This is a genomic window from Nocardia bovistercoris (assembly GCF_015674855.1).
Lineage (GTDB): Bacteria > Actinomycetota > Actinomycetes > Mycobacteriales > Mycobacteriaceae > Nocardia > Nocardia bovistercoris.
Map to the genome: position 1 here is coordinate 413,893 of NZ_JADMLG010000006.1, position 21,321 is coordinate 435,213.

Here is a 21,321-nt window from a genome sequence, read left to right on the forward strand (position 1 = left end):
TCCCCCGTCTCCACCGCGATCATCGGAGCGGGCATCGCCGGACTCACCGCGGGCAAGATGCTCGGGGACTACGGAATCCCGTACACCTGCTTCGAATCCTCGGACCGAATCGGCGGCAACTGGGCCTTCGGGAACCCGAACGGACATTCCAGCGCCTACCGGTCCCTGCACATCGACACCTCGAAATACCGGCTCTCGTTCCAGGACTTCCCCATCCCGGAGCACTACCCGGACTTCCCGCACCACTCCCAGATCAAGGCGTACCTCGACGACTACGCCGATGCGTTCGACCTGCTGGACAACATCGAATTCGGCAACGGCGTCGTACACGCCGAACACCACGACGGCGGCGGCTGGACCCTGCGCACCCAGGACGGAACCGCGCGCGACTTCGACTTCCTCGTGGTCGCCAACGGCCACCACTGGGATCCGCGCTATCCGGAATTCCCGGGGGAATTCACCGGACAGACCCTGCATTCGCACCACTACATCGACCTCTTCGACCCGATCGACATGCGCGATGCCCGCATCCTCGTGGTCGGCATCGGCAACAGCGCCGCCGACATCGCGGTCGAAGTCTCCTCACGCGCCCTGCGCAACACCGTCTACCTGTCCACCCGTACAGGTTCGTGGATCGTGCCGAAATACATGGCGGGCAAGCCGGTCGACAAATACGGCGGCGCACTGCCTTTCGTGCCCCGCCGGGTGTTCCGCACCCTGGTCAACAACTTCGCGGAATTCCTCGCGGGCAATCCGGAACAGTGGGGCCTGCCCAAGCCGCCGCACCGCTTCCTGGACGCGCACGGCACCCAATCGGTGGAACTGCCGCTTCGCCTCGGCTCCGGCGACGTGATCCCCAAACCGAATGTCGAACGCCTCGACGGTTCGACCGTGCATTTCGCCGACGGCACCGAGGCCGAGATCGACGTGATCGTCTACGCGACCGGATACAACATCAGCTTCCCGTTCTTCGACCCCGCCTTCCTCAGCGCGCCCGACAACCGAATACGGCTCTACAAACGGATATTCGCGCCGGGTATGCCCGATCTCGCCTTCTCCGGGTTCGCCCAGTCGGTGCCGACCCTGTTCCCGTTCGTGGAATGCCAGGCCAAGGTGATCGCGGCCTACGCCGCGGGCGAGTACCGGCCGCCGTCGGAGGCGGCGATGGAGGAGACCATCACCGCCGACGAGCAGCTGTATCTGGGGCACGTCCTCGACCGGCCGCGCCACACCCAGCAGGTCGAGTTCTACCACTACGAGCGACAGATGCGCGTCGAGGAACTTCCCCTCGGTCGCGAACGCGCGCAGGTCGAGGGGCCTGCACTGCACGCGGGGAGTCGAGTATGAGCACCGCACGGGAAACGCACGCGGCGCCTTCGGCGTCCCTCATCTTCACCTCGCAGGGAACAGACTGCCACGCTTGGCATTTCCGGGGCGAAGGCGAGCAGTTCGCCACGGCCGCCGGACGTCCCGCCGTGGTCATGGCCCACGGCTTCGCGGCCACCAAGGACTGTGGACTCGACTCGTTCGCGCGCGGTTTCGCCGCCATCGGACTCGACGTCCTCGCCTTCGACTACCGCGGCTTCGGCGCGAGCGCGGGCGAACCGCGCCAGATCATCTCGCCGTCGGGCCAGGTGCAGGACTATCGCGCGGCCCTGCGCGCGGCCGCCGAACTGCCAGGCGTCGACCCGAACCGGCTGGTGCTGTGGGGCGTGTCCATGTCGGGCGGCACCGTTCTCGAGGTCGCGGCGGGCCGTTCCGACATCGCCGCCGTCATCTCGCTCACCCCTTTGGTGAACTCCCTCGCGAGCGACCGGCCCGCACCTCGGCCGTCCTCCGACGTCGCGGCCAGAGGCGCCGCTGGTCGCCGACCGAGCACCACCGCGCGCCTGCTGCTGCGCGCGGTGCGCGACAAGTACGCGCAGACCTCGGGCCGCGACCGGCTGATGGCGCCCGCCGTCGGACGTCCCGACGAGGTCGCGTTGCTGAATCTGCCCGGCACCTACGAGGATTACGCCTCCATCGCCGGACCGACGTGGCGCAACGAGGTGAACGCCTCGATCGCGCTCGACGCGTTGACGCACCGGCCGCACCGGTTCGCCGCCGACCTGCGCTGCCCGGCGCTGTTCCAGATTGCCGACTACGACCGCTGCGTCCCGGTGCGGGCCGCGATCAGAGCGGGCGTGCGCGCCCGCGCCCAGATCCGGCACTATCCCTGCGACCATTTCGACGTCTACCCGGGCAAGCGCTGGCACGAATCCATCCGCGACCACCAGGCGCGCTTCCTGACCAAGGCGCTCGGCGCGGGCGCGGTGTCGTCGTGACGGCGAGATGTTCGACACCACGATTCTTCGAAATTCAGGAGTGACAATGACATTGCGCGTCATCCAGTGGGCGACCGGCACCGTGGGCAAGCACGCGATCGCGGCCGTCCATGACCACCCGGACCTCGAACTGGTCGGGGTCTACGTCTACAGCGAGGCGAAGGCGGGCCTGGATGCGGGCGATATCGCGGGCATCGCCCCGCTCGGCGTCCTCGCCACCCGCGATATCGAGGAAATCCTCGCCATCGACGCCGACTGCGTGCTCTACATGCCGCAGGGCGAGATGAACCCGCCCGGCGCCGTCGAGGACATCTGCCGACTGCTCGCCTCGGGCAAGAACGTGATCTCCACGGCCGTCACCTCGCTCATCTACCCGCTCAGCCTCGGACAGGACGTCGTCGACCAGCTCGAACAAGCCTGCGCACAGGGCTCGACCTCCTTCCACGCCACCGGGATCGAACCCGGTTGGGCCGCCGAGATCCTGCCGCTCACCATCTCACCGCTGCTGTCGCGCACCGAATCGATTCTGGTGCAGGAACTCATGGACTACTCCACCTACGACAGCCGCGACATGGTGTTCGACATCATGGGTTTCGGCAAGCACCCCGACGAACCGGTCATCATGGCCGAACCGGCCATGGCCAAGGTGGTGTTCAGCGCGCCGCTGATGCTGCTGGCCGACGGTCTCGGTGCCACCATCGATGACTACGTGTTCCACCGCGAGGTCGCCGTCGCGCCCGAGGCGTTCGACACCAAGGTCGGCCGCATCGAGGCGGGAACCGTATCGGCGCAACGTTTCTCGCTCACCGCCATCGTCGAGGGCCGCCCCGCCCTCACCGTCGAGCACATCACCCGCATGCGCGCGGACCAGGCTCCCGACTGGCCGGAGGGCCGAGGCTGGCGCGTCACCATCGAGGGCACCCCCTCCATGACCATGGACGCCGTGATCAGCACCAACGGCGAGGACGAAGTCGACCAAGGCTGTCTCGGCACCGCCATGCACGCCGTGCACGCGATCCCACCGGTCTGCGCGGCCACCCCCGGCATCCGCACCTTCCTCGACCTCCCCTTGATCACCGGCCGCCACATCCTGCGCGCCGCCCGGTAGCGGCGGCGCGACGGAGGAGATGTAGCGCGGATGACCAGGCGGAAAGTGCTGGTGATGGGCGCGAGCGGCTTCGTCGGGTCGACCGTGACCCGGCAGCTCGTGGCGCGCGGCGACGAGGTTCGCGTGTTGCTGCGCGAGAGCAGTCCGACCAGGGGCATCGATGATCTCGATGTCGAGCGGCACTACGGCGATATCTTCGACACCGCCGCCGTCACCGCGGCCATGGCCGACCGCGAGGTGGTCTTCTACTGTGTCGTCGACACCCGCGCCTGGCTGCGGGATCCGGCTCCGCTGGTGCGCACCAATGTGGATGGCCTGCGCGGCGTCCTCGACATCGCGGTGCGCGCGCAGCTCACGCGCTTCGTGTTCACCAGCACGATCGGCACCATCGCCCTGTCCGAGGACGGCAGCGCGGTCACCGAGGAACAACCGCACAACTGGGCGCACCGGGGCGGCGCGTACATCGCCTCGCGGCGCGCCGCCGAGGACATGGTGCTCGAATACCATCGCGCACAAGGACTCCCGGCGGTCGCGCTGTGCGTCGGGCACACCTACGGCCCGCGCGACTGGCAGCCGACGCCGCACGGATCGCTGGTCGCCATGGCCGCGCTCGGCAAGCTGCCCGCCTACTTCCGCGATATCTCGATGATGGCGGTCGGCATCGAGGACGCGGCGCGAGCGCATCTGCTCGCCGCCGAGCACGGCCGCGTCGGACAGCGCTACATCATCACCGAGAGTCACATGCGCACCGAGGACATCTACCGGATCGCGGCCGAGACCACCGGCGTGCGTCCGCCGCGTTTCGGCATCCCGGTGCCCGCCCTGGTGACGCTCGGATACCTGTCCAGCGCGGCGGCGGCCGTGCTGCGCCGGGACTTCCCGCTCAACCGCACCGCCGTCGGTCTGCTGCGCGCCTGTTCGCCCCTGGACCACGGCAAGGCGACACGCGAACTGCGCTGGCACCCGTCCCCGACCGCCGACGCCATCCGCGAGGCCGCCCGCTTCTACCGGCAGCGCCACGAACAACGCCGCCGCGCCGACCCCGAGACGACGACAACCAGTTGACCACCGGCCCGACCGGCCACACCGCATCGGAAGAAGAGAACGATGTCCCGACTCGACCTATCGACCGCGCAGATCGTGCCGACGGTCTCCATGGCCGACGCCGCAACCCAGGACCATTCCACCGGCGACAAGCAGTTCCCTGGACTCCACAACGACCTGCTGTTCCTGTGGGCGATGGTGGACACCGCCAACGGCAAGCGCTACGAACTCGTGCGCACGCTGTCCGCCAGCGCCGCTTTCGATTTCACGCTGCACGAGTGCCATCCCGACCTGTGGGCCTACCCGCGCACCGTCCGCATTCCCGGCGAGCACGACCTGTACTGGGGTCCGATCCTGTGGCTGGAGCGCGACGGGCAGCACAGCGCGTTCTCGGCGAATCTGACGATGGCCGCCAAGCACCGGATGACGGTCGCCCTCGGTCCACGAGGTTACGTGTGGAAGGAGGACGACGTGGTCGACGTGCTGCTCACCCCGCTGCCGGACAATGTCACCCGCATCGACGTGCCAGGCGAACCCGACGACGTCGGCTACACCAGTTCCGGCTGCACCGTCTCCGGTTCCATCGAGGGGTCGCCCATCACCGGCGGCTACGGCGGACTCGACCGCATGTACTGTCTGCCCGGGCTCAGCGCGCACGCCTCCAAGATCTCCCACCTCGAGCACTACTGGTTCGTCTGGGGCGCGGTGTTCGACGACGGGCACTGGGAGACCGGCAACACCATGCTCGGCGCGGGTGGCTACGCGACCGCGACCTTCCACCGCCAAGGCGAACCGCCCGTGATCGCGACCAACGACGAGGTCGAATCGAGCGTGCTGTGGGACACCAGAGATGACGTGTCGCAACCACATATCGCCACGCTGTCCTTCGGCGGCCACACCTTCGACTTCCAGGGCACCCACAACGCCGCGGCCTGCGCGGCGGCGCTCGGCATCGCCTGGCTGCACGGCACCGTGCAGGAGCGCGGCGCGGCGCGGCCGGTCGCGAGCTGGTCGACGATGGAGGTCATCCAGCGCAACTGGGGAGGCAGCGGCGGCCGCGCCACACCGCGCTGATCCTCGGTGCGAGCCACCGACGCCGACGACTCGAATATTCGAACTGCTACCTTGACATCGTAAGAAGTCGGCACGACAAGGAGGCCAGCGATTCGCGGATCCACCTCGGCCCCCACCGTGCGCGTCCTCGATGTGCTCGAGTTGCTGGCGCGGCCCGGCAACGAGCGGCTGCGCTTCTCCGATGTCGCCCGAGAACTCGACCTCACCCAGGCGACCGCGCACGCGATCCTCAAGACCCTGACCGATCGCGGCTGGGTCGCGCGCGATCCGGACGGCAAGGCGTTCTCCCTCGGCCCGGTGCTGGCCGCCGTCGCGGCGCGCGCGGAGGCCGTGCGCCCGCTGTCGGGTCTCGCGCTGGCGCGGGCGCGGGAACTGGCGCGGCGCACCGGCTACCCGACCACCATCGTCGAACGTGTCAACGACACCTTGGTGATCAGCGCCCCGGAAACCGTCACCGACGAGCAGTTCCCGGTCTTCCCCGGCGACCGCATCCCCTACGCGCTGCCCTTCGGCGTCGCGTTCGCCGCCTGGGACGCCCCCGAGGAACAGTCCGCCTGGATACGCCGCAGTCCCGTCACCGACCCGGTGGTCATCGACCGGATCGACGCCGTGCTGGCCCGCACCCGCGATCGCGGATACGACATCGACAGGGCCACACCGGCACTCGCACGCGCCACCCAACTCGTCGGCACCCTCGAACGCGACGGACTGCCCGCGCACGTGCGGCAGATCATGGACCAGCTGATGGCCGAATGCGCGTCGATCATCTTCCTGCCCGACGACGATCCAGCCAACCGCACCCACCCCATCGCCACCCTGTCCGCCCCCGTCTTCGACCACCGCCACCGCGTCGCCCTGCTGCTCGCCGTCAATCCGATGCGAGCCCTCACCGCGGCCCAACTGTCCACGCTGCGAAGCGAACTCGTCGAGGCCGCCGGGGAGATCTCCGCATCGGCCGCGCCGGACTGGCCCGCGCCGGTGTCGAACGTGCGGTGAGCCGCGGGGCTTGCACGACGAGTCGGAGGAAGCCGCACGCGCGCAAGATGTCGCACCACCGTCGACCCGGGGTCGGGGTCGGTTGGAGCGCTCGTCGTCACCGAATCGTCGCGCGGATCGGGTTCGATGGTGGAATGGGTTCATGCGTCTGAACCAAGTCACCGTGGGCAGTACCGACCTCGATCGGTCCGTGCGCTTCTACCGTCTGCTCGGGCTGCGCTTGATCGTCGAGACCGAGCACTACCTGCGTTTCGAATGCCCGGCTGGTGACAGCACGTTCTCGGTGGATCTGGTCGATGCCGTGCCCGGTGGCGAACAGGTCACCCTGTATTTCGAAACGGACGACCTGGACGCCGAACACCATCGGCTCGCCGAGGCCGGCGTGGTATTCGACGCACCGCCCGCCGATATGCCATGGCTGTGGCGTGAGGCGAGACTGCGCGATCCCGACGGCCACCGCCTGTGCCTGTTCCACGCGGGCCGCGACCGGCGCGATCCACCGTGGCGGCTGGATACGTAGGCTCGTCGCCGACGCGATCCTCGCCGGGGCCACGGACAGCCATCGAAGGCCGGACAGGGGTTCCAGGATCGGCGAGGACGATGCGCCCCCGCCGATCGCGCGGTCCTACCGATCCCCTCGGACCGACAGGATCATGGCGATGCCTTGTCCGCCGCCGCCGCACAGCGCCGCGGCGCCCGTGCCGCCCCCCGCCGCCTTCAGCGAATGCGCCAGCGACAGTGCGATCCTCGCGCCCGACATGCCGACCGGATGGCCGACGGCGATCGCGCCGCCGTGGATGTTCACCTTGTCGGCGTCGATGCCGAGCTGACGCGTCGAGGCGATCGCGACACCCGCGAACGCCTCGTTGATCTCGAAGAGGTCCAGATCGGCGATGGTGGTCTCGCCATCGCGCTTCAACGCCGCTTCGATCGCGTTCGCGGGCTGATGCAGCAACGAGGTGTCGGGTCCCGCGACGAGGGCGTGGGCACGGATCTCGGCCAGCCATTCGATGCCGCGCGCTTCGGCCAGCGCCTTGCTCATCACCACGACCGCCGCCGCACCGTCGGACAGCTGCGAGGACGCGCCCGCGGTGATCGTGCCGTCCTTCGCGAAGGCCGGACGCAGTTTGCCGAGGGATTCGACGGTGGTCTCGGCGCGGATGCCTTCGTCGGCGGCCACCGTCACCGTGCCCTTGCGGGAGCTGATCTCGACCGGGGCGATCTCGGCGGCGAAGGCTCCCGATTCCGTCGCCGCGGCGGCAAGGCGGTGCGAGCGGGCCGCGAACTCGTCCTGTTCGGCGCGGCCGATGTTCTCCGACGCCTGGTACCGCTCGGTGGAGGCGCCCATGGAGATCTCGTCGAACGCGCAGACCAGCGCGTCGCGGTCGAGCGCGTCCTCGAATCCGGTCGAACCGTATTTCAGCCCCTGCCGGGCGCCACGCACCAGGTACGGCGCGTTGGTCATGGATTCCATCCCGCCCGCGACGACCACCTCGGCGGCGCCGGTCGCGATCAGGCGATCGGCCTGCATGATCGCCTCGAGCCCGGACAGGCACAGGTTGTTGACCGTGGTCGCGGGCACCGTCAACGGCAGTCCAGCGGCGACCGCCGCCTGCCGCGCCGGATTCGGCCCGACACCGGCCTGCACGACCGTCCCCATGACGACGGCATCGATCCCGGCGGCATCAACCCCGGCCCGCTCGATCGCCGCCGCGATGGCGCGACCGCCGAGATCGGTCGCCGTCAATGACGCCAACGCACCCGATAGTCGACCGATCGGGGTCCGCGCCCCCGCCACAATCACACTGCTACTCACGACAGAAATCTCCTTCTCCGGCCCGACGCTCGAGCAACCGACGCTCCCGCGGACCCTGGCGCACGAATCCACCCCCGATCTTCCCATCCGCACGGCCCGGCACTGTGACCGGCACAGCGACATCACATCAACCGCGTCGATCGACCGAGAACCCGATTCTCAGCCGCGTCGACGGCCCGGCACGCACGAATACCGCCGTCACCTCGGCGTCCCGACGGGATCGCAGCACCCCGCCGGGATTCTCGGGCGAGAACACGACGCATCGGCGCCGCACGTCCGGCGACGCGGCGAGACTTCGCGTCATTCCCGCTTCTCGTGCGGCCACGTGGGGTTCAGGCGGATGCGGATCTCGTCGGATCTCGGCTCACGCGGCCGTTCGGACGTCACCCGGACGCCAAGGGGACGGTCGGTTTCGCGTTCGACGAAGGACAGGGGTGGGCAGCCGTCCTGGAGGTGTTTGTCGCCCCATTGCATCAGGGACAGGAAGACCGGGAGCAGGTCCTCGCCCGCCTCGGTGAGGCGGTATTCGTCGCGGGCGCGCATGCCCGGCTCCCGGTAGGGGACGCGCGCGATGATCCGCGCGGCCTCCAGCTGTTTGAGCGCGCGTGACACCGCGGGGGCCGAGGTTCCGACCCTGGCGGTGAAATCCTCGAATCTGGTTGTGCCGTAGAAGCATTCGCGAACCACGAGGAAGACCGTCTTGGTGCTGAGCAGGTTCAGCACACGCTGGGCCGAGCAGCCGTCGCCGATCGACCAGTTGTCCCGGTCGCGCAATCGCTCCTCGAACTCCATCGCCACCCGACCAGTGTAACTAATGCTTGCGTTATCCAGGCGCGCCGTGGTTCCATCTAACTAACGTAATCATTAGTCAGATGGAGGAGTGCAGTGGTCTCAGTAGTGGACAGAGTCGCCGTGGTCACCGGCGGCCGACGCGGACTCGGCGCGGCCCTGGTCGACGAACTGCTGGCGCGCGGGGCACGCAAGGTGTACTCCACCGCCCGCACCCCGTACACCGACGACCGACCGGAGGTGGTCACCGCCGTTCTCGACGTGCGCGCACCGGAATCGGTCGCGGCGCTCGCCGACCTCGCGGGCGACGCCGAACTCGTGTTCAACAACGCGGGCGTCCTACTGCCCGCCCCGCTGCTCACCGGCGACCTGTCGAAGGTCACCGAGACCATCGATGTCAACGTCCTCGGCCTGCTGCGGGTGGCGCGGGCGTTCGCGCCGATCCTGGCCGAACACGGCGGCGGCGCGCTGGTGAACATGCATTCGGTGCTGTCCTGGCTGGCGGGCAGCGGCGGCTACGGGGTGTCCAAGGCCGCGGCATGGTCGCTCACGAATTCGCTGCGGCTGGAACTGGCGGGTCAGCACACCCACGTCGTCGGCGTGCACGCGGGATTCATCGACACCGACATGGCCGCGGCCATCGACCGCCCCAAGGCCGCGCCCGCCGATATCGCCGCGCGCATCCTCGACGGACTCGAGGCGGACGCGGCCGAAGTACTCGCCGACGAGGTCACCGCGGGCGTCAAGGCCGCGCTGTCCGGCCCGGTGGAGAAACTGGCCTTCAGCTTCGCGAACTGAATTCGAGGACCGCCGTGCCGCTCTGGACGATCCACCACTCCCCCGGAATCCTCACCGACGCCGACAAACACCGGCTGGCCACCCGGATCACCGACCACTACGCACAGGTCGGCCTTCCCCGCTTCTACGTGATCACCCTCTTCCAGGAGACCAGGCCCGAGGACTTCTACGTGGGCGGCGAACCCGCACCGGCGGGAGTCCGCATCACCATCGACCACATCGCCCGTCGCAACCCCGACCGCGGCGCGCGTCGCCGCACGGCCCGCTGGATCCGGTCCATCCTCGCGCCGTATCTCGCCGAGCGGACCGACCTGCACTGGGAATTCCACGTCGACGAGACCAGCGCCGACCTCTGGATGATCAACGGCATCGCCCCGCCACCGGGCGAATCCGATGTCGAGAAGCAGTGGGCCGCACAGAATTCGGTGTCGCCCTACTGAGGGTCGCGCCCGCCGCGCCGCAGCGTCGCGGTGGCGACGTCGAGGAACTCGCGCACGAGGTCGTCGGGCCGATCGACGGTGGCCAAACAGGTTTCGACGATCGGCGCGTCGGTGACGGGCAGGTGGACGAGGTCGGGTCGGCTGTAGGTGTGCGCGACACTCCTGGGGACAAGCGCGATTCCGTGTCCGGAGGCGATGAGTTCGAACTTCTCCTCCAGGGTCGAGGTGCGCCTGGTCGGCGTGTCAAGGATCAGTTCGCCGTCGAGGTCGGCGCGCGCGAGTTCGGACCTCGACGCCAGCGGATGCGCGGCGGGCATGCACGCCACTCTCGGCTCGTGGCCGATGGGCACGATGCGCAGACCGGTCTCGTCGAACTGCCGCCGCAGATACCCGACCTGCGCGAGCCCCTCGCGCAACTGCCGATCCTGCTCCCACCACCGGGTGGGAACCAGGTCGGTCCCGACCTCGGGACGGCGCGCGTTGAACGCCCGAACAGCTTCCGACACAGGCAATCCGGGCGCGAACGCGATCACCAGCCGCGCCACGCCGCGCTCGACGTCGTGCACGCGCCGCACCGCGGCGTCGACCGAGGCGAGGATCTGCCGCGCCTCCTCGTAGAGCCGTTCCCCCGCCGCCGTCAACTCCACGCTGCGGGTACTGCGTACCAACAGCGCACACGCCAATTCCCGCTCGAACGCCTTGATCTGGCGACTCAACACCGGCTGGGCGATGAACAGTCGCTGCGCCGCCCGCCCGAAGTGCCGATGCTCGGCCACCGCGACGAAGTAGCGCAACTTCCGCAGATCCAGATCCATACCTCCACGGTATCAATGGCCGGGAAAGGGTATTGGACCCCGCGCGCGAGCGCCCCGAGACTCGAATCATGATCGTCATCACCACTCCCACCGGCGCCATCGGCGGACAACTGCTCGACATCATGCTGCGCGAGGCGCCCGCGCGGGGACAGCGATTGCGTGTCGTCGTGCGCGACGACGCGAGACTTCCCGAGGCGACGCGCGGCCGCGTCGATGTCGTGACCGGCTCGCACCGTGACCCCGAGGTCGTCGACCGGGCCTTCGACGGGGCCGAGGCCGTATTCTGGGTGATCCCGCCCGATCCGTCGGCGCGCGATCTCGAGCAGGCGTACTCCGGATTCACCGAGGCTGCGGCGAAGGCGTTCGCGGCGCACGGAATTCGTCATGTCGTCGGCGTCTCCGCGCTCGGCCGCGGCACGCCCGTCGCCGACCGGGCCGGGCTCGTCACGGCGTCGCTGGCGATGGACGACCTCATCGCGAGCACGGGCGTCGCCTACCGGGCGTTGGTGAATCCGAGTTTCATGGACAACCTACTGCGGCAGGTGATCTCGATCCGCGACCACGGCGAGTTCACCGGAACCGCCGCCGCCGACCACGCCGCACCGATCACCGCCACCGCGGATATCGCCGCGGCGGGCGCGCGACTGCTGCTCGACCGCTCGTGGACCGGATCGGGCGAGGTAGCGGTGCTCGGCCCGGAGGATCTCTCCCACGACGACATGGCGCGCATCATGTCCGAGGCGCTCGGTCGCCCGATCCGCTACCGACGCGAATCGCAGGCGGAACTCCGCGCCGCACTCGCGGGACGCGGGGCGAGCGAGGCGTTCACCCGGGGCTTCGTCGACATGATGCGCGCCAAGGACGAGGGGCTCGACAACGCGGCGCTCCGCACTCCGGCGACCACGAGTCCCACGGATTTCCGCGGCTGGTGCGAGCGAGTGCTGACGCCCGCGGTCCTGGCCTGACCGGCGGTAGGTCGTCGGCAGGCAGACCCGGCGCGTCAGGACACGGCGCCGGTGCGCAGGTGCTTCACCACGGGAATCGGCGTCGCGTCGGCGGAGGCGTCGGATATCGCGATCAGGCTCGGCGGCACCGAGGCGGGCACGTGGGTGTCGACACACGACATGAGCTGTCGAACCGTGAACGGTTTGGGCAGGTAGTCGTCGGCGCCCGCGGCCATCGCGGCGTCGATCAGGTCGGGATCGCGACTGGCCGACACGATGACGACCGGGGCCGAGGACACCTCGCGGATCTTGCGGCACACCGTGACGCCGTCGAGGTCGGGAAGTACGAGATCGAGCAGCACCAGGCGCGGTCGCAGTTGGGCGGCCGCGGCGACCGCGTCGGTGCCGTGCCCGACCCACTGCGGAAGCAGGCTCTGCGATTTCAGGACGATGCCGATCATCTCGGCGGTCGCCTGATCGTCCTCGACGACGAGGACTTGCGCGGAGACCGGCCAGTAGTCGCGTAAACACACTCGGCGACGGCGTTCCCGCGCCGCCGAGCGGCGCGCTCCCGGCGGATACTGGCTCATACGCAGCCCCCTGTCACACGAACTGATGTCTGTCCACCCGATCGCGCTCACCGTTCGAACACCTAGCTCGGTGTCATACGTGACCGCTATCGACTGGTACTCGACCGTAGGCCGACGCGAGCCGATTTCGCAATACTGGACGGTCTGATCTGCGGAGATCCCGGATACCGATATCATCTGGCGACGGTTTCGTCACCGAACCGATATCGCGAAACGGCGACAAATAACGAATCGTTACCAACCGACTCGACCGGCACCTGGGAGAACGCCACACGGCGGCTCCGGCCACATTTTCGTCGCACTGTCCGCGACGTAATCCGAGGTGACTATAGTCACACGGTGGTGTAACCACCGTTGACGGGAATCGTCTGTCCTGTGGTCCAGCCCGCGTGCTCGGAGGCCAGCCAGACCACGGCCGCGGCGACATCGTCGGGCCTGCCGAGCCGACGGGTCGGATAGCGCCTGGCGTGCTTTTCCAACGCCTCGCTCGCACCCATCTCGGGGGTGACGATGGTCCCGAGCGCGACCGAGTTGCAGGTGATCCCCGAGGCGCCGAGTTCCTTTGCCAGCGAACGCATCAGCGACGCCCCCGCGGCCTTGGCAGCGGCGTAGTCGGCCATGCGCGCCTCGCCGGTGCGACCCGAATCGGAGGAGATCGTGATGATCCGGCCCCAACCCTTCGCCAACATCGCCGGAAGCACCGCCTGACAGCAGTGCATGACGCCGAAGACATTGATCCGCACGGTCGCCTCCCAGTCGCCCGGATCGGACTCGACGAACGGCGTGAGACGCACGCCCGAGGCCGGAATCCCCGCGTTGTTGACGAGGATGTCGACCGCACCCGCGCGGCTCGCGATATCGGCAACCATCGCATCGATCGCCGAACGGTCGGTGATATCCGCCGGTGCCGCGAGGGCGCTCAGCCCCCGGCCGTTCAGTTCGTCGGCGACCGCCCGCGCGCGTTCGGGCCGCAGGTCGTTGACCGCGACGGTCGCGCCCTGTTCGGCCAAACGGGCGGCGAGCCGAGCGCCGATCCCCTGTCCCGCGCCGGTGATCAGCGCGACCTTGCCATCGATGGCGAACATGCCGTCGACTCCTCATCCGTCGGTATCGGTGTATCCATCATCCGACAAGCCCTCGCTACGGCTTCGCGTACATGCGGAACAGCGCGTCGGCGGCCACCTCGATCATCTCGGCCTCGTCCACCGCGACGGTCTGCGTACGCGCGGTATGCCAGCAGCGGTCGAGCAGCCCGAATGCCGCGGTGCCGACCACCTCGGGCGAGTGCGCGCCCGCCGGGGCGACGGCCTGGCCGAGGATCCAGGCGATGCGGGTCTGCATCCTGGTGTTGCCGCGGCGGAACTCCGCGTCGTCGGGGGCCGAGAACGCGGCGGCCATGGCGAAGGCGCCGTGGCGGTCCATGTAAGCGAAGTAATCGCGCACGAAGGCGCGCACGTCCTCGATGCGGCGGGGTGCGGTGAAGGTGTCCCAGGTCGCGAGCACCGCGCGCAGGTCACGGTACGCGCGGTTGCCGAGCAGACCGAACACGTCGCGCTTGTCCTTGAAATAGGTGTAGAAGCCCGCGCGCGAGATGCCGCACTCCTCGGTGATCGCGTTGACCGTGGTGCCCGCGTAGCCGCGTTCGAGGAACAGCCTGCGACTCGCGTCCAGGATCGACGCGCGCGTGCGGTCGGCGCGCGTGGGGCGCGCGGGCTCGGCGGCCACGTGATCATCGGCGACTGTCACCGGGCCATCGTATACGACGTCACCGACTATTTGACAGCACCGTCAAGTTCTCATTCAAGCAGTTCATACTATGTACATCAACCACTGAGAACTCCTGTTTGACACATCCGTCAGAAACTGCCAGGCTCGAAACAGGTCAGGCGCACGAAGGAGACAAAGCCATGACGCAGGCCACAGACGCCCCGATCTTCGATGCCGACGCGCACATGTACGAGACGGCCGACGCACTCGTCAAGTACCTGCCGGAGCAGTACCGCCAAGCGGTCCAGTACGTGCAGATGGGGCGACACACCCGGATCTGCATCAACGGTCGGATCACCGACTTCATCCCGAACCCGACCTTCGAACGCGTCGCCGCACCCGGCGCGCACGAGAAGTTCTTCGCCGGGGAGAACACCGAAGGCCTCACCCTGCGCGAAATGCAGGGGCGAGCCATCCCGGCGCCCGAAGCCACCCGCAATCCGGCGGACCGCCTGATCGAACTCGACCGCCAAGGCGTGCGCGAGACACTGAACTATCCGACGCTGGCGAGTCTGGTCGAGCATTCCGCCGCCGACGATCCGGAACTGATCGTCGCGGTGATCCACGCGCTCAACCAGTGGATGCTCGAGCACTGGACCTACGCCTACGAGGACCGGATCTTCAGCACCCCGATCATCAACTGCTCCGAGGTCGACGCCGCGCGCCGCGAACTCGAATACATCCTGGACAACGGCGCGAAGGTGGCGCTCATCAAACCGGCGCCGGTCAAGGGACTGCGCGGCTGGCGCTCACCCGCGCTGCCGGAATTCGACCCGTTCTGGCGCGACGTGGAGGACGCCGGACTCCCGATCGTGCTGCACGCCAGCCAGCCGCCGCTCGACGAATACGTCAACAAATGGGAACCGCCGTCGACCAAGAACTTCATGGCGATGAGTTCGTTCCGCTGGCTCGCCCTCGGGCACCGCGAGATCTCCGACATGATCGGCAGCCTGATCTGCCACGGCACCCTCACCCGTTTCCCGAAACTGCGCATCGCCAGCGTGGAGAACGGCAGCTCGTGGATTCACCCGCTGTTCCACGACCTCGAGGATCTCACCAAGAAGATGCCGCAGAATTTCCCGGAGCACCCGCACGAGGTGTTCCGGCGCAATATCTGGGTCAGTCCGTTCTGGGAGGGGTCGGTCTCCGATGTCGTCGAGACCGTCGGCTGGGACCGCGTCATGTTCGGTTCGGACTACCCGCATCCCGAGGGGCTGCCCGAGCCCAAGAGCTTCTGGAAGTACGCCGAGGGCATGGACAACCGTCGCACCTGGGATTTCATGGGCGACAACGCCCGTCGCTTCATGGGCCTGCCGATCCTGAACCCCGACCCGGCCGCGCAGACCCCGCCCGCCCTGGCGAGTTCGACCTCGGCCTGACACCCGAATTCGGCGGCGGGGAGGTAGTGCCCCGCCGCCGAATTCGGACGCCGCGGCGGGCTCACTTGGGCGAGGGCCGGACCTTTCGTTGCCGTTCGTTGATTCGCCGCGGTCGTTTCGCCGCCTCCGTGCGAACCTCACCGCCGCGGTCCTTGGGAACGAGGCCGATGATGTCCGCACGCGAGGTGATCATCAACTTCTGCAAGATCGAGGCCATCTGCGCGTCGACGGTCTTGGAGGAACTGCCCCGCCGGGCGGCGATCGCGGTGTTCGTCCATCCCGCCGCCGCGAGGATCGCGACCTGGTGTTCGGCGCCGGAGAGCTGACTCCACAGCGACGGCGCCTTCTTCTCGGCCACGGTGCGACCCTGTGGCGTGCGTTCCTCGGACAATGTGCCGAGCGCCAACTGCTGCACCTCCCCCAGTTCGGGCCGCAGCTTGCGGCCCTCCCACTCGGCGGCCGCATAGGCGTCCTCGCCGAGCAGGACTCGGGCGACCTCGATCACCCGACTCGACTCGTCGGCGATGGGTCCCAATCCGCTGATATCGACGCCCATCTCGGCCAACTCCCGGCTCGCCCCGCCCGCGAGGTGGGCGATCTCGGTGGCCAAGGTCTCCAGCACGGCCCGGTCCGCATTTCCGGCGGCGACCAGATCCACGCCGACCTGAGCGAGCCCGCCCATGCGGACATACACCGCGAGCACCGCACCCCACGGGTCGCGCGCCTCGACCTGATGCGCCAGCGCGGAACGCCCGACGATCAACGCTTCGGCGGGATCGCCGTGTTTGGTCAGCGCGATCGCCCATGCCAACTCGGCCCACGCCTTCGCCCACCCGGCCGGTGCGTCGACGGCCCGATCGAAATGCTGCCGCGACAGTTTCACGGCCGCGTCGGCCGACCCGAGGAAACTCGCGGCCATCGCCTCGTACAACTCGCTCCACGCCTCGCCGCCCCGATCGCCGTAGGAGCCGAATTTCTCGCGGGCGCGGCCGAACACGGTCACCGATCTCGGATCTCGGTGGGCCAGGAACAATACGGCGCCCCAGACGAATTCGACCGGGGCGATCAGGCCCGCGTCGACTTCCGGAGCGTGCCGCCAGTCCGGCCCGATCTCCGGGTCGCCGAAGGAGGCGACGACACAATCGTGCAGCGTGTGCTCGGCGTCCTCGACCCGGCCCTGCAACAGGGCAAGCCACGCGAGCGCCGCCATGGCCGCGATCTGGACCAGGTGGAGTTCGAGCGATTGCGGGACCTGTGCGCGGGTCGCTCGCAGGGCGCGCTCGATCCACTGGCGGACCCCCTGGGTCGGCCCTCTCAGGTCGGTCAGCCCCATCAGTCCGACGACGATTTTCAGGCCTACCGTCGGTTCGCCCGCGGTGAGGCTCGACTCGATCGCCGTCACGATGTTGTCCCACGCGGCGCGAGTCCACGCCTGCGGGTCCTGATCGGCGGGACCGAGCCACTCGAGCCGCGCTTGCAGGACTCGGTCTCGATAGTATCGGCGGTGACGTCGGATACGCAGTGCGCGTTCGTCTTCCGTGCCGGTACGGCGCCGCGCCAGTTCGTGCTGGGCGAACACGCGAATGCTCTCGAGCAGGGAATAGCGCGCCGTGGTCGGTGTGATGTGCACCGTCACCAGGGACTGGTCCGCCAGTCGTTCCAACAGGTCCTCGACCTCGTCGGCGGCCAGCCTTGTGGCGGGGGCGCCACCCGCGACCGTGTCGTCCCGATCGGGCTCGGGCGGCTGTGCGTCGGCACAGATCGCTTCGATGGCATGGAGATCGGCGCCGACCTCCCGAGTCGCGACCGCGTCGTCCTCCGGATTGGTGTCGTATCCCGCGGCGAATACCGACATCCGTTCCAGCAGCAGCCGTTCCTTGTCCGTACAGAGGTCGTAGGACCACGCGATGACATCGCGCACGCCGCGATGGCGCGGATCGGCGCCGACCCTCGGGCCGTGCGACCATCGCATCCGCCGGTCGGTCGGCTCGCCGTTGAGTTCGGACAGAATTCCCGCCAGCGGCTGCCGCAGCAGGCGCGCGGCCGCCAACCGGATGTACAGCGGGTTGTCGTGCACACGTTGGCAGATCCGAGAAGCGATGTCGGACTGCTCTTCATCGATGACAAGGCGGCCGGTGAGTTCGGCGCGCTGTCGGAACAGCAGCAGCGCCTGCGAACGGGTCAATCGGGACACCTGTATCAGATGTTCGTCCGCCCAGCCCACCGCCTCACGACTGGTCGCGAGGATCGTCAAGCCCGGCACCGCTTCCAACAATCGCGCGATCACCTCCCCGGCGGCGGTGAGCAGATGTTCGCAATTGTCCATGACGAGCACCGTCTGAAGACTGTGGCCGACGCCGTCCATCCTGGTCAACGCGGAGACGATCACCTCCGACGCGGTGCGCCCCGAGAAGTCGGCATCGACCACGCAGCGGGCCACTTCCTCCTCGATCGCGGTGACGCCCGCCTCTTTCGGCAGTCGCGCCAGCCGCGCCCAGTACACGGGCGTATCCCTGGCCTTGCGGAACCGGCGCAACGTCTCGGTCGCCAGCCGCGTCTTCCCGATCCCGCCCTGGCCGGTCAATGTGATCAACCTGGCCGCGTCGAGCAAGAGGAGGCTGATCTTCTCCTGCTCCGGCTCACGTCCTATGAATCCGTCCCTCGCCACCATCACATACCCGCCCACGAGTTCGTCACGTCGGCCCATCCGCCCGTGCGACGTGGACGACGGCGATGCCCGAAACCCGCGATCCTCGAAAGCACAGAGGACGAAACGACGCGAGCATCGTCGCTATTCGAGTCGAATCGCGATCAGCCCCGGTATCGAGGCTGCGCCATCGACTGTGCTACTCACCGTTAACAAAGTCAATCCCTGTTTTGCCGAACGCATTACGATTCGACACCAGAAGAGCGCGACAGAACTCCCCGCCGGAGTCGAGGCGGTACGCCGGGAGGAGCCCTGCCGCGCCGCGGCGGATCACCGTGTCCGGATACCGCCCCGCTCCCGACCCCCCTCGGTGAATCGCGGATTCCGCAGGACGATCCGCACGTCCCCGGCCGGGGTGCCTGCGGCCCATCGCGTTCCGTCGCCCGTCACCGTGCCCGCCGAATCGACAGTGTCGCTGCATATGTCGAGCGAGTCGAGCTCGAACAGGCTCGGCCCGACCGGCACCTGCCGCAGGTACGCACCGCGAATCATGGTCTCCACCTGGTTGAGCGGCAACACCGACCGCGGCACCGGCGCCAGCGCGACCAGATCCGTCATCCGGTCACCTTCGACCTGTGCGGTCCACACTCCCGCTCCCGGCTCGATCGACCAGTGTCCGAGTCGGAAGACATGCCCGCCCCAATCCAGTCGGTGTGGCGAAGCGGCGGTAACATGTTCCGGGGAAATCAGCGGATCCCGCCGAGCCGCCGTCGACTCCGCTCCGTACCGGAGTGTCGCCGTGCCGACCCGACGCCCGTCCGCCTTCGACACCTGAACCCGCACCTGCCAGCGGTCGCCCTCGGCCCATTCGCCTTCGGCGCGCGCGTGGAACCTGGTCTGCCCGGCGTCGAGTCGCAACGCCTCGATGTCGACGGCGACCGCGTGCATCGCCGTCAGCGGCTCGCGCGCACCGGAGTCCGGTCGCACCCAATCACCCAGCGATCGAAGATATTCCAGCAGGAGGCTGATCGGGATGGCCGGTGCGCCGTCGACCCGGAAATCCGAACAGCACGGCAGTGCGTTCCCGTCCGCGTCGAGCGTCGATTCCAGCAGTTTGCCGCTCGCGAAACGCACCGGGGCGCCGAGGAACATCGCCCGGTTCGCCAGTACATCCATCGCCGGGAGGCTGTGACTCGGCGGGAAGCCGCGCAAGAGGTTGGGCAGCAGCGCCGCACCGAGTTCACCGACGAAGGAGCGTTCCCCGTAACCGCCCGCCAGGATCTCGCGGTGCCAATGATGCAGTCCTTCCACGACATTCATCGCCGACATGTAGGCCAATGTCGCCTCGTAGTTGGTGATGTTGCCGAGCCGTTCCCACGTGGGCCAGCACATGGTGGTGACCGGGACGCGACGTTGCCGTCCGGCCTGCGCGGTCGCGGCGGCCGCCCAGTGCCCGATCCTGGACAGCGCCTCGTTGGCCGCGCCGTATTCGAGCTGGCCGACCATTCCGCCCCAGCGGCCCGACACCGAACCGGTGGTGTGGAAGAACCGCAGCTCCGTCACATCGGTGCAGGCGCGCAGCAGATTCAGCAACCCGACCACCTTCACCGAAACGGTGCGGCGGATGGTTTCGCGCGTCTTGGCGGGGATGCGGACCGGCGCGTCGACGCCCGCGTTGTGCACGACGCCGATCAACCTCGGCCCCGCCGCGTCGATCAGGGCGCGAACCTGGTCAGGGTCGGTCACATCGCATTGGCGGTAGACGATGTCGAGTCCGGCCGCCTCGGCCTCGGCCAGCCGGGCGTACAGCTCTCGGTCCCAGCGCGCTCTGGCCAGTTTCGCGCGGACGTTCGCCAGCGAGTCGGTGCCGACCGCGTCGATCAGCCGTCGGTCGCGGTAGGCCAGGAAATCCGGTTCGGACATCGTGTTCAACACGGCGCCCGGATCCGGCGCGGGACCACGCCCGCTGACGATCACCCGGCAACCGTGTGCCCGGCACAGGGTTTCGGCGAGCGCGAACCCGATGCCGCGGCCGCCGCCGGACATCACGACGACGTCCCCCGGTCCGATGTCGAGGCGCGGCGCCCGCACCTCGACGTGCTCGGCGACCAGGGTGTGGCGCTTGCCGTCGACGTGCCCGATCTCGAAGTAGCCCCACCGGTACAACTCCCGGCAGATCAGGTCGGCGGCCGCTTCGTCCAGGGGCGCCGACGCCGCCCCCGGCAGGTCGACGACGCGGACGTTCACGTTCTTGAACTCGTGCGGCAGACTCTTGGCGAGTCCGGCCCACAGCCCGCCGAGCGGCTGGGCGATGGGTCCGTCGTCGAGACCGTGTCTGCCGCCCATCCGGGTGACGGCCAGGTAGAAGGTTCGCTCGGAGTCGATCTCGCCGTTCCATTCCGCGAAACACTCCCGCAGCACGGCGACGGTCTGCTGGAAGGCGGGTTCCCAGACGGACGTGTCGTCGATGTCGAGGTCGGTCTCCAGATTCAGATCGATCACGCCGTCCAATCCCGCGAGCGCCGGAAGAGGCTGCGCGGTATCGGAATCCGAGTGCGCGACGGGCGGCGCCACCCGGAAGGGCGTGGCGCCCGCGTCACGTAGGGCCGCGAGCACGGCCGCGGCGGAGGCCGCGCTGCCGCCGATGACCGCGATCCGACGCCCGCTCAGGCGGGGACTCGGCGCCTCGGGTGTCGCCTCGATCTGCCGTGGGCGCCAGACGAACCGGCGCACCGGAAGAACCGACCGATCCGCGGGATACTCGATGGCGGGTAGCCGGGGAACCACAGG

At 68.5% G+C, this 21,321-nt stretch carries 19 protein-coding genes; 11 read left to right on the forward strand and 8 right to left on the reverse strand.

Annotated features, from left to right (window positions below):
• Nucleotides 1–57: 57 nt before the first annotated feature.
• The 7 genes from IT779_RS17450 to IT779_RS17480 all read left to right on the forward strand — a co-directional run bounded on the left by IT779_RS17450 (nt 58) and on the right by IT779_RS17480 (nt 7,066).
• The gene (locus IT779_RS17450; RefSeq protein WP_198428642.1) at nt 58–1,347 is read left to right on the forward strand and encodes a flavin-containing monooxygenase; all 1,290 of its coding nucleotides are present in this window, start codon (nt 58–60) and stop codon (nt 1,345–1,347) included.
• On the forward strand, nt 1,344–2,324 hold the full coding sequence (locus IT779_RS17455; RefSeq protein WP_232541820.1) for an alpha/beta hydrolase: 981 nt from the start codon (nt 1,344–1,346) through the stop codon (nt 2,322–2,324). The genes IT779_RS17450 and IT779_RS17455 overlap by 4 nt, the downstream gene beginning before the upstream one ends.
• Before the next feature lie 46 nt (nt 2,325–2,370).
• The gene (locus IT779_RS17460) at nt 2,371–3,432 is read left to right on the forward strand and encodes an NAD(P)H-dependent amine dehydrogenase family protein (protein WP_196150366.1); all 1,062 of its coding nucleotides are present in this window, start codon (nt 2,371–2,373) and stop codon (nt 3,430–3,432) included.
• 30 nt (nt 3,433–3,462) lie between these two features.
• On the forward strand, nt 3,463–4,497 hold the full coding sequence (locus IT779_RS17465) for an NAD-dependent epimerase/dehydratase family protein (RefSeq protein WP_196150367.1): 1,035 nt from the start codon (nt 3,463–3,465) through the stop codon (nt 4,495–4,497).
• A gap of 42 nt (nt 4,498–4,539) precedes the next feature.
• Nucleotides 4,540–5,550, forward strand: coding sequence for a hypothetical protein (locus IT779_RS17470; protein ID WP_196150368.1), 1,011 nt, complete (start codon nt 4,540–4,542; stop codon nt 5,548–5,550).
• A gap of 117 nt (nt 5,551–5,667) precedes the next feature.
• On the forward strand, nt 5,668–6,546 hold the full coding sequence (locus IT779_RS17475; protein WP_332838846.1) for a helix-turn-helix domain-containing protein: 879 nt from the start codon (nt 5,668–5,670) through the stop codon (nt 6,544–6,546).
• A 142-nt stretch (nt 6,547–6,688) separates the two neighbouring features.
• Entirely contained in the window at nt 6,689–7,066 is a 378-nt protein-coding gene (locus tag IT779_RS17480; RefSeq protein WP_196150369.1) for a VOC family protein, read from the forward strand.
• A 105-nt stretch (nt 7,067–7,171) separates the two neighbouring features.
• Here the strand turns inward: IT779_RS17480 and IT779_RS17485 are convergent, their stop codons facing one another.
• Both IT779_RS17485 and IT779_RS17490 read right to left on the reverse strand, forming a co-directional pair.
• Nucleotides 7,172–8,371: an acetyl-CoA C-acyltransferase gene (locus tag IT779_RS17485; RefSeq protein WP_408637768.1), complete on the reverse strand. Its 1,200-nt coding sequence runs from the start codon at nt 8,369–8,371 to the stop codon at nt 7,172–7,174.
• A gap of 291 nt (nt 8,372–8,662) precedes the next feature.
• On the reverse strand, nt 8,663–9,154 hold the full coding sequence (locus IT779_RS17490; RefSeq protein ID WP_198428645.1) for a winged helix-turn-helix transcriptional regulator: 492 nt from the start codon (nt 9,152–9,154) through the stop codon (nt 8,663–8,665).
• A 93-nt stretch (nt 9,155–9,247) separates the two neighbouring features.
• Between IT779_RS17490 and IT779_RS17495 the strand changes: the two genes are divergently transcribed.
• Nucleotides 9,248–9,949: an SDR family oxidoreductase gene (locus IT779_RS17495; protein WP_196150371.1), complete on the forward strand. Its 702-nt coding sequence runs from the start codon at nt 9,248–9,250 to the stop codon at nt 9,947–9,949.
• A 14-nt stretch (nt 9,950–9,963) separates the two neighbouring features.
• Entirely contained in the window at nt 9,964–10,389 is a 426-nt protein-coding gene (locus IT779_RS17500) for a tautomerase family protein (protein WP_196150372.1), read from the forward strand.
• On the opposite strand, the gene IT779_RS17505 is transcribed toward IT779_RS17500, so the two are convergent.
• A complete protein-coding gene (locus IT779_RS17505) occupies nt 10,383–11,204 on the reverse strand; it encodes a LysR family transcriptional regulator (RefSeq protein WP_196150373.1) in 822 nt (273 codons plus the stop codon). The genes IT779_RS17500 and IT779_RS17505 overlap by 7 nt on opposite strands.
• A 68-nt stretch (nt 11,205–11,272) precedes the next feature.
• On the opposite strand from IT779_RS17505, the gene IT779_RS17510 reads away from it, so the two are divergent.
• Complete coding sequence (locus IT779_RS17510) at nt 11,273–12,169, forward strand: NAD(P)H-binding protein (RefSeq protein ID WP_196150374.1); 897 nt, start codon at nt 11,273–11,275, stop codon at nt 12,167–12,169.
• Nucleotides 12,170–12,204: 35 nt separating this feature from the next.
• On the opposite strand, the gene IT779_RS17515 is transcribed toward IT779_RS17510, so the two are convergent.
• The 3 genes from IT779_RS17515 to IT779_RS17525 all read right to left on the reverse strand — a co-directional run bounded on the left by IT779_RS17515 (nt 12,205) and on the right by IT779_RS17525 (nt 14,484).
• Nucleotides 12,205–12,738 (reverse strand): response regulator, encoded by a 534-nt coding sequence (locus IT779_RS17515; RefSeq protein WP_196150375.1) that lies wholly within the window; start codon nt 12,736–12,738, stop codon nt 12,205–12,207.
• 332 nt (nt 12,739–13,070) lie between these two features.
• Nucleotides 13,071–13,823, reverse strand: coding sequence for an SDR family NAD(P)-dependent oxidoreductase (locus IT779_RS17520; protein ID WP_196150376.1), 753 nt, complete (start codon nt 13,821–13,823; stop codon nt 13,071–13,073).
• A gap of 55 nt (nt 13,824–13,878) precedes the next feature.
• Entirely contained in the window at nt 13,879–14,484 is a 606-nt protein-coding gene (locus IT779_RS17525) for a TetR/AcrR family transcriptional regulator (protein WP_196150377.1), read from the reverse strand.
• 161 nt (nt 14,485–14,645) lie between these two features.
• Here IT779_RS17525 and IT779_RS17530 point away from each other — a divergent pair, with 161 nt between their 5' ends.
• Nucleotides 14,646–15,884 (forward strand): amidohydrolase family protein, encoded by a 1,239-nt coding sequence (locus tag IT779_RS17530; RefSeq protein WP_196150378.1) that lies wholly within the window; start codon nt 14,646–14,648, stop codon nt 15,882–15,884.
• Nucleotides 15,885–15,945: 61 nt separating this feature from the next.
• Here IT779_RS17530 and IT779_RS17535 read toward each other — a convergent pair whose 3' ends face one another.
• Entirely contained in the window at nt 15,946–18,591 is a 2,646-nt protein-coding gene (locus IT779_RS17535) for a helix-turn-helix transcriptional regulator (RefSeq protein WP_196150379.1), read from the reverse strand.
• Between the two features lie 270 nt (nt 18,592–18,861).
• On the reverse strand, nt 18,862–21,318 hold the full coding sequence (locus IT779_RS17540; RefSeq protein ID WP_196150380.1) for an SDR family NAD(P)-dependent oxidoreductase: 2,457 nt from the start codon (nt 21,316–21,318) through the stop codon (nt 18,862–18,864).
• Nucleotides 21,319–21,321 lie beyond the last annotated feature (3 nt).